This window comes from Sphingomonas leidyi (assembly GCF_011761945.1).
Taxonomy (GTDB): domain Bacteria; phylum Pseudomonadota; class Alphaproteobacteria; order Sphingomonadales; family Sphingomonadaceae; genus Sphingomonas; species Sphingomonas leidyi.
Genome location: NZ_JAASQV010000001.1, coordinates 1679115 through 1695025, shown reverse-complemented (window position 1 = coordinate 1695025; position 15911 = coordinate 1679115). Strand labels below are relative to the sequence as shown.

General features: G+C 67.8%; 17 protein-coding genes. 10 read left to right on the top strand and 7 right to left on the bottom strand.

The window, feature by feature from the left end; translation table 11 throughout:
• Positions 1 to 59: 59 nt before the first annotated feature.
• From FHR20_RS08105 to FHR20_RS08095, 3 genes are read right to left on the bottom strand one after another with little or no spacing between them, the layout of a single operon-like run.
• Positions 60 to 350, bottom strand: coding sequence for an I78 family peptidase inhibitor (locus FHR20_RS08105; protein WP_167299011.1), 291 nt, complete (start codon positions 348 to 350; stop codon positions 60 to 62).
• The gene (rnd, locus tag FHR20_RS08100; RefSeq protein WP_167299009.1) at positions 347 to 1525 is read right to left on the bottom strand and encodes a ribonuclease D; all 1179 of its coding nucleotides are present in this window, start codon (positions 1523 to 1525) and stop codon (positions 347 to 349) included. Before rnd ends, FHR20_RS08105 begins: the two co-directional genes overlap by 4 nt.
• 53 nt (positions 1526 to 1578) lie before the next feature.
• Positions 1579 to 2295: a hypothetical protein gene (locus FHR20_RS08095; RefSeq protein WP_167299007.1), complete on the bottom strand. Its 717-nt coding sequence runs from the start codon at positions 2293 to 2295 to the stop codon at positions 1579 to 1581.
• 408 nt (positions 2296 to 2703) lie between these two features.
• Between FHR20_RS08095 and aspS the strand changes: the two genes are divergently transcribed.
• The 6 genes from aspS to FHR20_RS08060 all read left to right on the top strand — a co-directional run bounded on the left by aspS (position 2704) and on the right by FHR20_RS08060 (position 9612).
• Positions 2704 to 4542, top strand: a complete 1839-nt coding sequence (gene aspS / locus FHR20_RS08085; protein ID WP_243857154.1) for an aspartate--tRNA ligase — start codon at positions 2704 to 2706, stop codon at positions 4540 to 4542.
• Between the two features lie 127 nt (positions 4543 to 4669).
• Positions 4670 to 4972 carry a hypothetical protein gene (locus tag FHR20_RS08080; protein WP_243857153.1) on the top strand — a complete coding sequence of 101 codons (303 nt, stop codon included), beginning with the start codon at positions 4670 to 4672 and terminating at the stop codon, positions 4970 to 4972.
• 122 nt (positions 4973 to 5094) lie between these two features.
• Positions 5095 to 6486, top strand: coding sequence for an L-serine ammonia-lyase (locus FHR20_RS08075; RefSeq protein WP_167299005.1), 1392 nt, complete (start codon positions 5095 to 5097; stop codon positions 6484 to 6486).
• A 124-nt stretch (positions 6487 to 6610) separates the two neighbouring features.
• Positions 6611 to 7627: a 2-hydroxyacid dehydrogenase gene (locus FHR20_RS08070; protein WP_167299004.1), complete on the top strand. Its 1017-nt coding sequence runs from the start codon at positions 6611 to 6613 to the stop codon at positions 7625 to 7627.
• An 84-nt stretch (positions 7628 to 7711) separates the two neighbouring features.
• Positions 7712 to 9085 carry a serine hydrolase domain-containing protein gene (locus FHR20_RS08065; protein ID WP_167299003.1) on the top strand — a complete coding sequence of 458 codons (1374 nt, stop codon included), beginning with the start codon at positions 7712 to 7714 and terminating at the stop codon, positions 9083 to 9085.
• Positions 9086 to 9087: 2 nt separating this feature from the next.
• The gene (locus FHR20_RS08060; RefSeq protein WP_167299002.1) at positions 9088 to 9612 is read left to right on the top strand and encodes a hypothetical protein; all 525 of its coding nucleotides are present in this window, start codon (positions 9088 to 9090) and stop codon (positions 9610 to 9612) included.
• 13 nt (positions 9613 to 9625) lie between these two features.
• On the opposite strand, the gene FHR20_RS08055 is transcribed toward FHR20_RS08060, so the two are convergent.
• Positions 9626 to 10252, bottom strand: a complete 627-nt coding sequence (locus tag FHR20_RS08055) for a DUF805 domain-containing protein (protein ID WP_167299001.1) — start codon at positions 10250 to 10252, stop codon at positions 9626 to 9628.
• A gap of 102 nt (positions 10253 to 10354) precedes the next feature.
• Here FHR20_RS08055 and FHR20_RS08050 point away from each other — a divergent pair, with 102 nt between their 5' ends.
• On the top strand, positions 10355 to 11131 hold the full coding sequence (locus FHR20_RS08050; protein ID WP_167299000.1) for a polyphosphate kinase 2 family protein: 777 nt from the start codon (positions 10355 to 10357) through the stop codon (positions 11129 to 11131).
• Between the two features lie 55 nt (positions 11132 to 11186).
• A complete protein-coding gene (locus FHR20_RS08045; RefSeq protein WP_167298999.1) occupies positions 11187 to 11861 on the top strand; it encodes an ankyrin repeat domain-containing protein in 675 nt (224 codons plus the stop codon).
• 28 nt (positions 11862 to 11889) lie between these two features.
• Here FHR20_RS08045 and FHR20_RS08040 read toward each other — a convergent pair whose 3' ends face one another.
• A complete protein-coding gene (locus FHR20_RS08040) occupies positions 11890 to 12519 on the bottom strand; it encodes a carbonic anhydrase (protein WP_167298998.1) in 630 nt (209 codons plus the stop codon).
• Between the two features lie 125 nt (positions 12520 to 12644).
• Here FHR20_RS08040 and lipA point away from each other — a divergent pair, with 125 nt between their 5' ends.
• Positions 12645 to 13571 (top strand): lipoyl synthase, encoded by a 927-nt coding sequence (gene lipA, locus FHR20_RS08035; protein ID WP_167299426.1) that lies wholly within the window; start codon positions 12645 to 12647, stop codon positions 13569 to 13571.
• 43 nt (positions 13572 to 13614) lie between these two features.
• Positions 13615 to 14121 carry a type II toxin-antitoxin system RatA family toxin gene (locus tag FHR20_RS08030; RefSeq protein WP_167298997.1) on the top strand — a complete coding sequence of 169 codons (507 nt, stop codon included), beginning with the start codon at positions 13615 to 13617 and terminating at the stop codon, positions 14119 to 14121.
• On the opposite strand, the gene FHR20_RS08025 is transcribed toward FHR20_RS08030, so the two are convergent.
• On the bottom strand, positions 14037 to 14582 hold the full coding sequence (locus FHR20_RS08025) for a CinA family protein (protein WP_167298996.1): 546 nt from the start codon (positions 14580 to 14582) through the stop codon (positions 14037 to 14039). The genes FHR20_RS08030 and FHR20_RS08025 overlap by 85 nt on opposite strands.
• A gap of 139 nt (positions 14583 to 14721) precedes the next feature.
• Complete coding sequence (locus FHR20_RS08020) at positions 14722 to 15846, bottom strand: bifunctional 2-C-methyl-D-erythritol 4-phosphate cytidylyltransferase/2-C-methyl-D-erythritol 2,4-cyclodiphosphate synthase (protein WP_167298995.1); 1125 nt, start codon at positions 15844 to 15846, stop codon at positions 14722 to 14724.
• Positions 15847 to 15911 lie beyond the last annotated feature (65 nt).

Sequence of the window (15911 nt, the reverse complement as noted above, 5' to 3'; positions counted from 1 at the left end):
CGATCGCCCCCCGGCGCCGCCGCTTATATCCCGGCCGCGAAACGAAGGGGAGAGGCGTTTCAGCCGCAATGGGTGGAGTCGATCTTCCCATCGGCGCCGAGATGCAGGTTCAGCCGGTCGGGCCGGAAGTCCATCGTCGCGGCCGCATCGGGTTCGAGCCAGCGCACGGTCCTCGCGCCCGAGAGCCGCAGCGCCTCGGCCTCCGCTTCGGGGCTGCGCGGCTTGCCGGTCAGCCCGCCCAGCCGCCCGGCATTGCATTCCACGCCGGGCACTGCCCTGGGCGGCGCCTTCGGCGCGCAGGCGCCCAGTGCGATCAGGGTGGCGGCGAGCGGAAGGGCGAGACGGATCATTCCCCGGGGTCCTCGGTTCGGGTCATCTTGAGCTTGCCGTTCTTCACGGTGAATCCCAGCTGCCCCTCGACCAGCGCGAGCGCGTCGCGGCCGAACTGCTCGTAGCGCCAGCCGTCGAGGATCGCGAGTCCGTCGCGCACGCCCGCGGCCAGCGACTCGAGATCGTCGGAACGGGCGAGCAGGCGCGGGGCGACGTTGATCTCCTTGGCGCGGATCTTGAGCAGCAGCTTGAGCAGGTCCGCGACCAGCGCGCCGTCCTTGCCGAGCGAGGGCTTGCGATCGTCGCGCGGGGGCAGCTCGTCCGACGACATCGGCGTCGCGCCCTCGAGCGCGGCCATCAGCCGTCCGCCGATGTCGTTGCCGGCCCAGGCGGCCGAGAGGCCGCGCACCTTGCCCAGGTCGCTCTGCTTGCGCGGCGGGTTGCCGGCGAGGTCGGCCAGCGTCTCGTCCTTGACGATGCGGCCGCGCGGCAGATCCTTGCCCTGTGCCTCGAGCTCGCGCCAGCGGCCGAGCGCCTTGAGCCGCCCCAGCACTTCGGGCTTGCGGCTGGAGACGCGCACGCGCTGCCAGGCCTCGTCGGGATCATTGTGGTAGTTCTCGGGATCGGCGAGCCGTTCCATCTCCTGATCGAGCCAGGCGCCACGCCCGGTCTTCTTGAGCTTCTCCAGCATGCGGGGGAAGATCTTGGAGAGATGGGTGACGTCGGCGATCGCATAGTCGATCTGGCGCTTGTCGAGCGGGCGGCGGCTCCAGTCGGTGAAACGGGCGCCCTTGTCGATCTGGAAGCCGAGATAGGTGTCGACCAGGTTCGAATAGCCGATCTGCTCGCCCAGGCCGAGCGCCATCGCGGCCACCTGGGTATCGAACAGCGGGTGCGGGGTCTTGCCGGTGAGGTTGTAGACGATCTCGATGTCCTGGCCGCCCGCGTGGAAGACCTTCAGCACTTCCTCGTTGTCGACCATCAGGTCGAGCAGAGGGCTCAGGTCGATTCCCGGCGCCATGGGATCGATCGCCGCGGCCTCTTCGTCGTCGGCTATCTGGATCAGGCACAGCTCCGGCCAATAGCTGTTTTCCCGCATGAACTCGGTGTCCACGCAGATATAGGGCTTGTTGGCGAGGCGGGCGCAGAGGTTGGCGAGAGTCGCGCTGTCTTCAATCAGACCATGGATATGCATCCAAGGCCCATAACCGATCATCCGGCAAGAACAAAGATTCTGTGCGCATGGCGCTATTTGTCGATGAGCGGGCTCGGTTCGGGCGTAGGCGTGGGGCAATGGCGCAGCCTGGCCGGCGGGCAGGCCCGCGCCGTTTGAGTCGCAGCCACTTCCTGCGGGCCGATGACCACGAGCGGGCCCGGTCCGGCGGTCGCCGGCTTGGGCTCGGGCGGGTTTGCGGCCCATGCGAAGAGGCCGAATCCGACGATCGCCATCGGGCTGCCGCACCGCAATGCCCAGACCAGCTGGTCGAATTTCGCCTTCACGTTGAAGAAACCGGCCTGGGCCATGACCTTGGGCCGGAACATGTCGAAATTTGCCATCAGGGTCCTGCTGGCCTTGTCCGGCGCCCTTCTCGCGGCATCGGTCCGCTCGAGAAGCTCTTTGAAGGTCGCAGCGTTGCCGGGCATGCCGCCAGTCTGCCCTTTCTCGATCCTGGTGCGTATCGCCACGAGCCTCGGTTCGTCGGACGACACCAGATGCCGAAAACTGAAGCTCTCGACGGTGAGGACGGAAATCGCCCGGGCAAGTATCAGGCCCAGGCCGGCAAATCCCAGGAGCGCACCGGCGATCGCGATCGAGAAACGCACTGGCTGGCTCGTGAAGTCGAGGCTGCCCAACCTGGTGAGAGAACTCCCGGCAAAGACTGCCACCGCCGTGGCGGTAACGCCGCTCACCAGCCATTTGGCGGTTTCCCGCAGGCTGGTGCTGGCAGCGGCGTTCGCCGCCACCAGCGCGGCGCCCGGATCGGGGCTGCTGGCCATCCGCTAGTGCTCCGGTTCCCTTTGGAATGCCGGGAGTTCCCAGTCGGAGTCGTTGTCTCTCCATGCGGGCTCCGCCTCTTCAGGCGGAGGAGGGGGAGGAGGGGGTGGTGCAGGTGGCGGCGGAGGAGGAGGTGGTGGTGGTGGTGGGGGCGGCGGCGGGGGTGTAGGTGGAGCATTGCCCGAGCCACCCTCCGCCATCGATGCACCCGCAGCGGCACCTTCAACGATATCGACCATGGTCGTCACGCCCCCTTGCGTAGTTGCCCCTCATTGCCCTTCGCGCGCCCCTTTCGAGAGAACATCACGGGCGGGCCACCTTGACAACCGAGTTCTGATCCGGTGTGGCGGCGACCTTCTTTTCAGGACCCGGAAATCATGCACGCTTACCGCACGCACACCTGCGCCCAGCTCCGCGCCGCCGATGTCGGTCAGGAAGTCCGCCTGTCGGGCTGGGTTCACCGCAAGCGCGACCATGGCGACCTGGTCTTCATCGACTTGCGCGATCATTACGGCATCACCCAGATCGTCACCGAGGTCGACGGGCCGGCCTTTCAGGTGATCGAGTCGCTGCGTAGCGAATCGGTGGTGACGATGACCGGCAAGGTGGTCTCCCGCGCGGCCGAGGCGGTGAACCCCAACCTGCCGACCGGCGAAGTCGAGCTGCGCGTCACCGAGGCGAAGATCCAGAGCCAGGCGCAGGAACTGCCGCTCCCCGTGTTCGGCGACAACGAGTATCCCGAGGAAATCCGCCTGCGGAACCGTTTCCTCGATCTGCGCCGCGAGAAGGTCCACAAGAACATCATGCTGCGCTCGAGCGTGATCGCGTCGCTGCGCCGCCGGATGATCGAACAGGGCTTCACCGAGTTCCAGACGCCGATTCTCACGGCGTCCTCGCCCGAGGGCGCCCGCGACTATCTCGTCCCGAGCCGTGTCCACCCCGGCAAGTTCTACGCGCTCCCGCAGGCGCCGCAGATGTTCAAGCAGCTGCTGATGGTCGCCGGCTTCGACAAATATTTCCAGATCGCGCCCTGCTTCCGCGACGAGGACGCTCGCGCCGATCGCTCGCCGGGCGAGTTCTACCAGCTCGACTTCGAGATGAGCTACGTCACCCAGGACGATGTGTTCGCGGCGATCGAGCCGGTGCTGCACGGCGTGTTCGAGGAATTCGCCGACTGGGAGGGCATGGGCCGCTCGGTCTCGGCGCTGCCGTTCAAGCGCATCCCGTATCGGGAGTCGATGCTGAAATACGGCAACGACAAGCCGGACCTGCGCAACCCGCTGCTGATCACCGACGTCTCGGACTTCTTCAGGGGCTCGGGCTTCGGCCGCTTCGCCTCGATCGTCGAGGGCGGCGACGTGGTCCGCGCCGTGCCGGCGCCGAACACGCACGAGAAGAGCCGCAAGTTCTTCGACGACATGAACAGCTGGGCCCAGTCGGAAGGCTTTCCGGGCCTTGGCTATGCCACCCAGAAGGACGGCGTGTTCGGCGGCCCGATCGCCAACAACCATGGCCAGGACGGCATGAAGGCGATTGCGGATGCCATGGGCCTCGGCCCCAATGACGGGATCTTCTTCGCCGCCGGCAAGGAAGCCCAGGCCGCCAAGCTTGCCGGCCTGGCGCGCACTCGTGCCGCCGAGCAGCTCGAGCTGATCGACAAGAAGCGCTTCGAATTCTGCTGGATCGTCGACTTCCCGATGTTCGAATATGACGAGGACGCCAAGAAGGTCGACTTCAGCCACAACCCCTTCTCGATGCCGCAGGGCGAGCTGGAAGCGCTGGAGACCAGGGATCCGCTCGACATCCTCGCCTATCAGTACGACATCGTCTGCAACGGCATCGAGCTGTCGTCGGGCGCGATCCGGAACCACCGTCCGGAGATCATGTACAAGGCGTTCGAGATCGCCGGCTACACCCAGGAAGACGTCGACACCAACTTCGCGGGCATGATCAACGCCTTCAAGTTCGGCGCTCCGCCGCACGGCGGCTCGGCCCCGGGCGTCGACCGCATCGTGATGCTGCTCGCCGACGAGCCGAACATCCGCGAGGTCATCGTCTTCCCGATGACGCAGAAGGCCGAGGACCTGATGATGCAGGCGCCTTCGTTCGTCAGCGAGAAGCAGCTCAAGGAGCTCAACATCCGCCTGGCGCCCCAGGTGGCGGCGGACCTCGCCAGGAAGGGCACCGACGGCATCGTCGATCCTTCGGCGGGTTGAAGCATCCCTGCTCCGATTGCCGACGGCACCTCGGATAGATAGTTTCGTTCCTCTCGGGGGAATGGGCATGTTTGGATGGTTTCGGAAAAGGCCTCGGCAGCTTGAGCCGGAGAGCAGATGGGCTGTGATGGTGGAAAGCGACCTGATCAGCGTTCGTGACGACGCTGGTCAGGTCAAATCCGTGAGCGGGAACGATCTTTCCGGAATCGCAATCGAAACAGACGATAGCGGGCCGTGGGGTGCGGACGTCTGGTGGCTGCTATTCGGCCGCGACGATCAACTCGCCTGTGCCTTTCCGCAAGGCGCTACGGGGGAGGGGACAGTGATCGACCATCTCTCCGCGCTGCCGTCCTTTGATCATGCCGAGATGATCAAGGCCATGACCTCCACTGAAAACACCACGTTCGCAGTCTGGCGCCGTCCGAACTGAGCCCGCTCCCAGCCAAGGGAAAGGTGCTGGGGCGGTTGAAGATAGAAAAATACAACCTACAGACATTAAACTACAACCAGATTGAGCCATCCGGCCGGTAGAGCCGGGATGCAGGAGCGAGAATGTCTGACGATAACACCGCGCGGGCCCGTGCCCGGGCGGAGGCGACCATCGGGCTCGCCGACCTGTTCACCATCGGGATCGGTCCGTCGAGCTCGCATACCGTGGGCCCGATGCGCGCTGCCGCGTCCTTTGCCGAGCAGGCGCTGGACAGGGGCACGCCAACCTCGGTCTCCTGCGAATTGTTCGGGTCGCTCGCGCTCACCGGGCGGGGGCACGCCACCGATATCGCGACGATCCTCGGCCTCGCCGGCTACCAGCCCGAGAGCGTCGACCCCGATGCGGTAAACACGCTGGTCGCCACGATCCGGGCCGAGCAGCAGCTCGCGCTGGGCGGCCATGTCGTGGTGCCCTTTGTCGAGGGGCGCCACCTGATCTTCCGCGACGACAAGTTCCTGCCCGCCCATCCGAACGGCATGCGCTTCGTCGCGCACTATCCCGAGGGAGAGCCCTGGGAGACCTTCTACTACTCGATCGGCGGCGGCGCGATCGTCGAGGGCGGATGCGAACCGCCGCAAAGCAATGTGAAGCTTCCGTTCGCCTTCACTTCGGCGGCCGAACTGCTTGCGGTCGCCGAAGCCCAGGGCGCCTCGATCGCCGACATCGTCCGCGCGAACGAAGCCGCCTGGCGCGACGATGCCGAGACCGATGCGTTCCTCGACAGCCTGCGTGCCGCCATGTCCGCCTGCATCGATCGGGGCTGCCGCGGGGAAGGGGAATTGCCCGGCGGCCTCAAGGTCAAGCGCCGCGCCCGCGACCTCCACAACCGCCTGCTCGCGCGCGGGCCGCGCAGCGACCCCTCGCTGGTGTTCGACTGGGTGAGCCTCTGGGCGCTCGCGGTGAACGAGGAGAATGCCGCGGGCGGCCGCGTCGTCACCGCGCCGACCAACGGGGCGGCGGGCGTGATCCCGGCGGTGTTGCGCTATTACGAAACCTTCTGCGCCAATCCCACGCCGGCGGGATCGCGCACCTTCCTGCTCACCACCGCGGCGATCGGCTTCCTCTACAAGAAGCGCGCCTCGATCTCCGCCGCCGAAATGGGTTGCCAGGGCGAGGTGGGCGTCGCCTGCTCGATGGCCGCGGCGGGACTGGCCGCTGCGCTCGGCGCCACCAACGCCCAGATCGAGAATGCCGCCGAGATCGGCATGGAGCATAATCTCGGCCTCACCTGCGATCCCATTGGCGGCCTGGTCCAGATCCCCTGCATCGAGCGCAACACCATGGGCGCGATCAAGGCGATCAACGCCGCCTATCTGGCGATGCACGGGGACGGCAGCCACGTCGTCAGCCTGGATGCCGTGATCGAGACGATGCGCCAGACCGGCGAGGACATGCGCTCCAAGTACAAGGAAACCGCCCAGGGCGGCCTTGCGGTGAACGTGGTGGCCTGCTGATCCGAGAGCCCCCGACGTTTCCCCAGGCGACCCACTGATCCCCGGCCCTTGCCGGGGAGCGGCTGCGCGCATGCATACTTGAAGCCTTGACGGATTTCGTCTGTCCTGGCGGCAGGAGAAGTGCATGCGCATCGCCGTCTTCAACACCAAGCCCTATGACCGCCGCTTCCTCGTCGAGGCGAACGCCCCCTATGGGCACGACCTGCTTTTCCTCGAACCCCGGCTGGAGCCTGCCACCGCCGCGCTGGCGGCCGGGCACCAGGCGGTGTGCGTCTTCGTCAACGACACCGTCGACGCCGAAGTGCTGGAGACTCTCGCCGCCGGCGGCACCAGGCTGGTGGCCCTGCGCTGCGCCGGCTTCAACAATGTCGATCTCGCCGCTGCCCGGCGGCTGGGCATCGACGTCGTCCGCGTGCCCGCCTATTCGCCGCATGCGGTTGCCGAGTTCACCATCGGCATGATGCTCGCGGTCGACCGCAAGATCCCCCGCGCCTGGGCCCGAGTGCGCGAGAACAACTTCGCGCTGGACGGGCTGATCGGCCGCAACCTCCATGGCCGCACCGTCGGCGTGATCGGCACCGGCAAGATCGGCGCGCTGGTCGCCCGCAGCCTGCGCGCCGGCTTCGGCTGCGAAGTACTGGCGAGCGACCTGCATCCCGATCCGGCGCTGGAGGCGATCGGGGTGCGCTACCTGCCACGCGACCGGCTGCTGCGCGCGGCGGAGATCGTCACGCTCCATTGCCCCCTCACGCCCGAGACGCGCCACCTGATCGACGGGGCGGCGATCGAGGCCGCCCGGCCGGGCCTGATGATCGTCAACACCAGCCGCGGCGCCCTGATCGACACCGCCGCGCTGATCGAGGGACTGAAGTGCCGCAAGGTCGGCGCGGTGGCGCTCGACGTGTACGAGCAGGAGGCCGACCTGTTCTTCGAGGACCTGTCGAACGAGATCGTCTCGGACGACATGTTCCAGCGGCTGCTCACTTTCCCCAACGTGCTGATCACCGGCCACCAGGCGTTCCTGACCGAGGAAGCGCTGGCCGCCATCGCCGAGACCACGCTGCGCAGCGCCGCCGACGCCGAGGCGGGCAGGCCGCTCGAAGACCGGGTTGATGCGGCGCGGATGGCGCCTTCGAAGTGAGAATGTCGGCTTTGGTCGCAGCGCCGTTCCCGAGATGCCGCGGCGCCGGATAGTCCCGCCCCGCTCGTGTCGGGAGGGTTTTTCATGCGCATGTTGGGAATGGCGGCCGCCTTGGCCATGGTCGCGGCGGTGCCCGTCCGGGCCGACGGGATCGACGACTATATCCGTCGCCAGATGGAAGTGGGACATATCCCGGGCGTCGCGGTCGCGGTGGTGCGCAAGGGCAAGGTCGAGACGATGCGCAGCTACGGGCTCGCCAATCTCGAATGGGATGCGCCCGTCACGCCCGAGACGCGCTTCCAGACCGCGTCCGCGACCAAGATCTTCACCGGCATCGCATTGATGCGGCTGGTCGAGGCCGGCAAGCTGCGCCTTGACGACACGCTGGACCGCTTCTTCCCCGATGCGCCCGCCGCCTGGCGCGGGATCACGATCCTCCAGCTCGCCAGCCACAGCTCCGGCCTGCCCGAGCAGTTGGGCGAGCATGCGGACAATGTGGCGGCAACCGTCGCCGCCGCGCAGAAGGTGCCGCTCGCCTATGCGCCCGGCACCGAGACCCGCTATGGCTTCACCGATTTCGTCGTGCTTCGCGCGGCGATGGAGAAGGCGGCGGGCAAGGGCATCGCCGCGATCTTCCGCGACGAGATCTGCGCGCCGCTCGGTTTGATGGACACCGGCTTCAACGACGAGCGCCAATGGGGGCCGTTCCGCTCGGCGCTGCCCCTGGCGCGGCGCGCGACCGTCCATGCCTGGAAGGATGGCGAGCAGCGGATCAGCGGCTTCCTCTATGGCGAGACCGGCTATGCGGCGGGCGGTCTGTTCAGCTCGGCGCGCGACCTGGCGGCGCTGTTCGCCGCACTCGATCGGGGCGAACTGCTCAAGCCCGAGAGCCGGGTGCTGCTCCAGACGCCACCCCTGCTCAAGACCGGCAAGCCGGCAGGCTTCGGCGTGGGGTGGACCGCCGGCACCTGGCATGGCGTCAAGGTGGTGGGGCATAGCGGCGGCCCGGCGCTGGCCGACATCCTCCATGCGGAGGGAGAAGGGCTGACGGTGATCGTGCTGACCAACCAGCAGCGCTATTATCCGCTGCTGGCGCGCCGCGTCGCCGATTTCTACCTCCCGCCGGCGCCCCCGCCCGTGGTGTTGCCCGACGGCGCGCCCGCGCTCACCGCGCTGATGCGTGCGGCGCTGGCCGAGGCGGCGGCCGGCAAGCTCGATCGCGGCCGCTATGCCGCCGGCGCGCTGCAGGGGCCGGTGCCCTTCCTCGAGGATTTCGGCCAGGCGCTGCTCGCCGCGCTCGGGCCGGTCCAGCAGGTGAGCCTGATCGAGGACGTGCCGGGCAAGGACGAGCATGTCCGCCGCTATGCGATCACCTTCCAGAACCAGGCGATGATCTGGCGCTTCGCGGTCGATGCCGCGGGCAAGATCACCGATCTCCATCCTCCGGCGGACGATTGACCATGGCCCAAAATCCCCGCGCTGCGATCCTCGCCGCCGCAACGCTGCTGCTGAGCCCCATGGGCCCGGCGGCGGCACAGGACGTGCCCGCCACTCCGCCGCCGCCGGCAGCCGCGCCCGTGGCCGCGCCCGCGAAGGATCCTGCCTGCGCCGCGCTCCGCGCCGAGGTCTCCCAGATCGAGATCGACATCCAGCGCGAGGGCGTGGCGATGTCGAAACAGGCAAACGACATGCAGAAGAAGCTGCGGGCGCGCCAGGAGACGATGCGCGCGGCCGGCCTGCTGTCGATGATACCGGGGGGCGGCATGGTGAGCTCGCTGGTATCGCGCGCGGCGGGTGCCGGGATGCGCGGCGTGCCGAAGGACATGCAGGGGTCGATGGACCGCCAGATCGCCCTGAGCGAACGCATGGTCGCCGCTTCCCAGGCGCTGCACGACAAATGCGGCGAGGATGCCTATGGCCCGCCCATGTCGCCTGCGGAGATCAAGGCGATGCAGGCGGAGACGGCGGCCGACGCGCCCAACTGATCCGGCGGGCCGCTCAGTCGCGCGGGCGCGGCGGCGATCGCCGCCGCTGGCGTACTTCCGCAGGCGTCGGGTCCTCGCCATGGCGATTGGGGCCTATGGTCCCGTCCCGCATCAGCAGGATCGCCAGCCAGCCAAGCGCGGCGAGGTAGAGGAGGTTGTTGACGAACAGCAAGGGCAGGAGGGACAGGTCCGGCCCGCCGTGCCTGGCGTCGAGCAGCCGTGGCGTCAGCGCCATGCCGATCGCGAGGAAGACGAGGGGCGGCAGCGCCCAGGCGCCGCTGGTCCCGCGATCGTGCAGCCGCCGTACCACCGCGGCAGCCACCAGCGCCACGAAGACGAGCAGGATGATTGCCATTCCCGGCAACATGCCGTGCAGGTCGGGCATCAGCTCGGGATGGGAACCCTGGATCTGGATCGAATAGGAGCCGGGCCCCTGCCGGACGGTGGCCTGGTCGGGATGCTCGACCGCGAAGCGCTGCATCTTCGCCATCGTCTCCAGCATGGGCGGCATTGCGACCAGGGCGGAGGCGGCCAGCGCCAGCACGAGCAGCGTAACGGCATAGGGCCAGAAGGTCTCGCGCGTGTCCCGCCCCGAAAACCGCGTCAGCCGCTGAAGATTATGTGCGATCGGCTTGAACATCGTGCCTCCCCCTTCTCCCGCCGGCCAGGATAGCGCCGCGCGTTCCTGCTTGCCAGCGGGAGCGACAAGGCGGATCGTGCGTTCGGCGCGCATGGAGGCGGCATGAAGATAGATCTGGGCGATTACGAAGCCGGCAAGGATTTCGACGGCGACTACGACAAGGCGCTTGCCAGGATCCAGAAGCGGCTGAGCCATATCCATTATGCGCACATCGTCCATCGGCGCCGGGCGATCATCGCGTTCGAGGGCTGGGACGCGGCGGGGAAGGGCGGCATCATCCAGCGCCTCACCGCCGAATGGGATCCGCGCTACTACGAGGTCTGGCCGATCTCCGCCCCCACCCAGGAGGAGCTCGCCCACCACTTCCTCTGGCGCTTCTGGCGGCGGCTGCCCGCCCAGCACAATATCGCGATCTTCGACCGAAGCTGGTACGGCCGCGTCCTGGTCGAGCGGGTCGAGGGTTTCGCCAACCGCGCCGAATGGGAGCGCGGCTATGACGAGATCAACGATTTCGAGGCGCAGCAGGTCGCCGCGGGCACCACGCTGGTCAAGGTCTTCATCCATGTGACGCAGAAGACCCAGGACAAGCGGCTGAAGGACCGGCTGGAACATCCCTGGAAGCGCTGGAAGACCGGGCTCGAAGACTTTCGCAACCGCGCCAAGCGTCCCCAGTATCTCGAGGCGATGCACGAGATGTTTGCGCGCACGAGCACCGAGCATGCGCGCTGGATCGTGATCGACGGCAACGACAAGAAGGCGGCGCGCATCGCCGCGCTCACCGCCATCGCCGACGTGCTGGAGGCGCATGTGCCGATGGAGCCGCCCAAGCTCGATCCCGAAGTGGAGAAGATCGCCCGGAAGGCGCTGGGCAAGATATAAGCTGCGCGCGCGCCCGAGGCCGACGCCGGGATCGCAATTCGAACGGAGATAGCCGATGCTCGAACGCATAGCCGCCGGGCGCACTGATCTCGTCTTCGACTGGATCGAGCGCGGCCATCCGGTCGATGCGACGGTCGCGGGTGGCGGCCTTCTGACATGGTGCGCCTATTACGGAGACGTCAGCGCGATCCGGTTCCTGCTCGGCAACGGCGCCGCGCTCGTCGAACTGGGTGAGGGGCTCGGCTTGAACGGCGCGGCCTTTCACGGTCACTGGCGGCTCTGCGAGTTCCTGCTCGAACAGGGCGCCGATCCCAATCGGCCGCTGGAAGATTCCGGCGAAGTGCCGCTTCATGCCGCGCTCAACCGGTTCGAGAGCCTGGAGCATGAACAGGTCGTCCGGGTGCTGCTCGCTCGGGGCGCCGATCCCAATCGCGTGACGATCGATGGCGCCGAGACGGGTTGCTTCATGCGCGATTGCCGAACCTATGGCGAAGCGCCGCTGCATCGCGCCGCCGCCTTTGGAACACGGGGATCGATCGAGCTGCTGCTGGCCGCGGGCGCGCGCGTGGACCAGCCCGATGCCCGGGGCGATTCGCCGCTCAGCTGGGCGAGCTGGGCCAATCGCCCATCGGACATTCTCCGCCTGCTCTGCTTCGGCCCGCACCGCATCCATCCGGACCATCAGCCGATGCGGGCCAATCTGATCGGCTGGCCGGTCGCGCCGGCCTGAGCCGATCCGCCTGACGCACCGGATCGGCTCAGGCCGGCGCGAACGCCCCGTCCGCGTCCATCACATGCAGCACGCCGTCGGCGATGGCGAAATAGGCGCCGTGGAGCGTGAGCGTGCCCGCCTTCACTCGCTCGGCGACGAACGGGAAGGTCATCAAGTTCACCAGCGAGACCCGTACCGTCTCCAGTTCCAGCGCGCGCACCGCCTCCGGGCCGGTGCCGTGCTCGGCGACGATCCGCTCGCGCGCGGGGTCGAGCATGTCGACCCAATGGGCGATGAAGCCGCCCTGGCCGTTCGGCGCGCCCTTGAAGCGTTGCGACAGGGCCGCCGCCACGCCGCCGCACGCGCCGTGCCCCAGCACCAGTATCTCGGGCACTTCGAGCTGATTCACCGCGAATTCCAGCGCGGCGGAGACGCCGTGACGGCTGGCATCGTCCTCGAAGGGCGGCACCAGGTTGGCGACGTTGCGCACCACGAAGATCTCGCCCGGCACGGTGTCGAAGATCTGGGCGGGATCGACTCGGCTGTCCGAGCAGGCGATCACCATCACGCGCGGGCTCTGACCCTCGCTCAGGCCCGACCACCGGTCGCGATGGCGGCGATATTCGCTGGTCCGGAAACGCTGATAGCCATCGAGCAGGTCGGTGAAATCGGTCATGGCCGATGCCCTAACGCCCGCGTGAGCGGCTGCCAAGATTTGTATCGAACTGTTGCTCGGGCCTTCGATTGACGAAAGTGCAACCGGGGCTGGAATCGTCGGCCCACCCGCTCTATCTGGCGAGCATGAACGATCTCTCGCCGCAGCCCCGCCCGGAACGCCAGCGCAAGCCGGACTGGATCCGGGTGAAAGCGCCCACCTCGGAAGGCTTCGCCAAGACGCGGGCGCTGATGCGCGCCAAGAACCTCGTCACCGTGTGCGAGGAAGCGGCCTGCCCGAACATCGGCGAGTGCTGGACCAAGAAACATGCCACGGTGATGATCCTGGGCGACGTCTGCACGCGCGCCTGCCGCTTCTGCAACGTCAAGACCGGCATGCCGCGCAAGGTGGACCCGCTGGAGCCGCAGCATGTGGCCGAAGCCGCGGCGCAGATGGGCCTGGAGCATATCGTCATCACCTCGGTCGACCGCGACGACCTGCCCGACGGCGGCGCGTCGCAGTTCGTCAAGGTGATCCAGGAGATCCGCAAGGCCAACCCGACCACGACGATCGAGATCCTCACGCCCGATTTCCGCAACAAGCACGAAGCCGCGGTCGAGGCGATCGTCGCCGCCCGGCCGGACGTCTACAACCATAATCTCGAGACGGTGCCGAGGCTCTATCCGAACATCCGCCCCGGCGCGCGCTATTACGCGTCGCTGCGCCTGCTGGAGACGGTGAAGCGGCTCGATCCGACGATCTTCACCAAGTCGGGCATCATGCTCGGCCTGGGCGAGCAGCGCCTGGAAGTGCACCAGGTGATGGACGACATGCGCTCGGCCGACATCGATTTCCTCACCATGGGCCAGTATCTCCAGCCGACGCCGCGCCATGCCAAGGTCGAGGAGTTCGTCACGCCCCAGGCCTTCCAGGCCTATGGCGCGATCGGCCGGGCCAAGGGCTTCCTCCAGGTCGCCTCGTCGCCGCTCACCCGCTCCAGCTACCATGCCGGCGAGGATTTCGCCGAGATGAAGGCCGCGCGCGAGGCGAAGCTGGCGAAGGGCGGCAAATGAAATTTCTCCCCGAGCTCGCCTCGGGGAGGATCTAAGGGAAGCAATGCCCAAGCATTCCGAAACCCGTCCGCTTCCCTACACGCCGGAGCAGATGTTCGACCTGGTGGCGGACGTCGCGCGCTATCCCGAGTTCCTGCCCTGGGTCAGCGCGATCCGCGTGCGCTCGAACAGCGATACCCAGATGGTCGCCGACATGATCGTCGGCTTCAAGGGGTTGCGCGAGACCTTCACGTCCAAGGTCGAGAAGCAGCGCCCCGGCGGGCTGCACATCGAATATGTCGATGGCCCGCTCAAGCACCTGAGCAACGACTGGGGCTTCCGGCCGGACGGGCAGGGCGGCTGCCTGGTCGACTTTTCGGTCGACTTTGCCTTCAAGAACCGGGTGTTCGAGATGCTTGCCGGCCAGATGTTCGACCGGGCGCTCCGCAAGATGATCAATGCGTTCGAGGAGCGCGCGGCGCGCCTCTACGGCGATTCGACGTCGGCTTCGTCGGCCTCGGGCGCAGAGGCGCCGGGCATCAGCAGCTCGAGCGCGCACAGCGCCGCCTGAAGCCGCACGCCGGCGCGGCCGTTATTCTCGAAATGGCGGGCGTCCGCCACGATGTGATCGGGGTCGGCGCCGCGCATGGCCTGGGCGAACACCACCGTGCCCACCGGCTTCTTCTCGCTGCCGCCATCGGGGCCGGCAATGCCGGTGATCGCCACCGCGACATCGGCATGGGTGCGCTCCAGCGCGCCCCGCGCCATGCTCCACGCGACGGCGATCGAGACCGAGCCGAACGTCTCCAGCACGTCGCTGCCCACCTTCAGCACGTCGTGCTTGGCTTCGTTGGAGTAGGTGACGAAGCCGGCGTCGAAGACGTCGGACGAACCGGGGATCTCGGTGAGCGCGGCCGAGACGAGGCCGCCGGTGCAGCTCTCGGCAACGGCGACGCGGCGGCCGGCGGCGCGATTGGCATCGAGCACCTTGCGCGCGGCGGCGACCAGCTCCGGCGGGAGAATCGTGTCCATAGGGGCGGGCCTTTGCCACCCTATTGTTGCCGACGCGAGTCAGTTCGTTCGCGGGGGTGTGGAGATGGGCGGGGGCATCTTCTTCTCCCTCCCCCCTCGGGGATGGGCAGTGTGGAGAGGAAGCGGAATGAGAGAGCCGCTACCCGGGCACGCGCACCGTGGCGATCGCCTGCGCGGCCATGCCTTCGCCGCGCCCGGTGAAGCCCAGCCGCTCGGTGGTGGTCGCCTTCACGCTCACTTCGGAGGGTTCCAGTCCCAATATTCCCGCGATGCTCGCCCGGATCGCTTCCCGGTGCGGCCCGATCTTGGGTGCCTCGCAGATGATCGTCAGGTCGATGAAGTCGATCACCCCGCCCTTGGCGGCCACCAGCGCGGCGGCATGTTCGAGGAACTTCGACGAGCGTTGCCCGCGCCATTGCGGGTCGCTGGGCGGGAAGTGCATGCCGATATCGCCCGCGCCGATCGTGCCGAGCAGCGCGTCGGTGATCGCGTGCAGCGCGACATCGGCGTCGCTGTGCCCGGAAAGCCCGCGCGCATGCGGCACCCGCACTCCGCCCAGCCAGAGTTCCTCGCCCTCGGCGAAGCGGTGCACATCATATCCTGTGGCGGTCCGCACGCGCATCGCGGCGCCGTGCCGTGCCTCGGCCGCGGCGAAATCGGCGGGATGGGTGATCTTCTCGAGCATCGGGCTGCCTTCCACGATTGCAACGTCCATTCCCAGCGCGCGCAGCATCTGCGCATCGTCGGTCGCCTCCTGGTCGCCGGGCCAGGCGGCATGGGCCCGCGCTATGCCGGCATAGCGGAAGGCCTGGGGCGTCTGCACGCGCACCAGCCCGTCGCGCGGAACGGACGCTCCGGACGCGGCGACGAGCGTGTCCGCCACCGGCAACCCCGGAATCGCGCCGTCATGCGCCTCCAGCGCCGCCAGCAGCCGGTCGATCACCGCGCGTGGCAGGAAGGGGCGGGCGGCGTCGTGGATCAGCACGCGATCGGCCTCCCCCAGTGCCGCGAGCCCGCTCGCCACGCTCTCGCGCCGGGTCGCGCCGCCGATGGCGAAGGGCACGTCGCCCAGTGCCGCGCGCAGGGCCTCTTCCTGGCCCGCACCGATCACCACATATACGGCGTCCACTTCCGGATGCGACGTCAAGGCGTCGAAGCCGTGCTTGAGCATCGGCTTGCCGGCGAGCGGCGCGAACTGCTTGGGCACGCTGCCCCCCGCGCGGGTGCCGCTCCCGGCGGCGACGAGAATGGCGACGGTCTTCATGGCGCGGACCTAGAGCAAGTGAGGCCAGGGTTGAAGGGCGTTGCCCGTTTTCGCCGGGATGACGA

Coding starts and splice junctions, on each gene's coding strand:
- FHR20_RS08060 (WP_167299002.1), top strand. CDS start 9,088: ATGGCCCAAAATCCCCGCGCTGCGATCCTCGCCGCCGCAACGCTGCTG.
- FHR20_RS08025 (WP_167298996.1), bottom strand. CDS start 14,582: ATGGACACGATTCTCCCGCCGGAGCTGGTCGCCGCCGCGCGCAAGGTG.
- FHR20_RS08070 (WP_167299004.1), top strand. CDS start 6,611: ATGCGCATCGCCGTCTTCAACACCAAGCCCTATGACCGCCGCTTCCTC.
- FHR20_RS08065 (WP_167299003.1), top strand. CDS start 7,712: ATGCGCATGTTGGGAATGGCGGCCGCCTTGGCCATGGTCGCGGCGGTG.
- rnd (WP_167299009.1), bottom strand. CDS start 1,525: ATGCATATCCATGGTCTGATTGAAGACAGCGCGACTCTCGCCAACCTC.
- FHR20_RS08030 (WP_167298997.1), top strand. CDS start 13,615: ATGCCCAAGCATTCCGAAACCCGTCCGCTTCCCTACACGCCGGAGCAG.
- aspS (WP_243857154.1), top strand. CDS start 2,704: ATGCACGCTTACCGCACGCACACCTGCGCCCAGCTCCGCGCCGCCGAT.
- FHR20_RS08020 (WP_167298995.1), bottom strand. CDS start 15,846: ATGAAGACCGTCGCCATTCTCGTCGCCGCCGGGAGCGGCACCCGCGCG.
- FHR20_RS08105 (WP_167299011.1), bottom strand. CDS start 350: ATGATCCGTCTCGCCCTTCCGCTCGCCGCCACCCTGATCGCACTGGGC.
- FHR20_RS08045 (WP_167298999.1), top strand. CDS start 11,187: ATGCTCGAACGCATAGCCGCCGGGCGCACTGATCTCGTCTTCGACTGG.
- FHR20_RS08075 (WP_167299005.1), top strand. CDS start 5,095: ATGTCTGACGATAACACCGCGCGGGCCCGTGCCCGGGCGGAGGCGACC.
- FHR20_RS08080 (WP_243857153.1), top strand. CDS start 4,670: ATGGTGGAAAGCGACCTGATCAGCGTTCGTGACGACGCTGGTCAGGTC.
- FHR20_RS08040 (WP_167298998.1), bottom strand. CDS start 12,519: ATGACCGATTTCACCGACCTGCTCGATGGCTATCAGCGTTTCCGGACC.
- lipA (WP_167299426.1), top strand. CDS start 12,645: ATGAACGATCTCTCGCCGCAGCCCCGCCCGGAACGCCAGCGCAAGCCG.
- FHR20_RS08050 (WP_167299000.1), top strand. CDS start 10,355: ATGAAGATAGATCTGGGCGATTACGAAGCCGGCAAGGATTTCGACGGC.
- FHR20_RS08055 (WP_167299001.1), bottom strand. CDS start 10,252: ATGTTCAAGCCGATCGCACATAATCTTCAGCGGCTGACGCGGTTTTCG.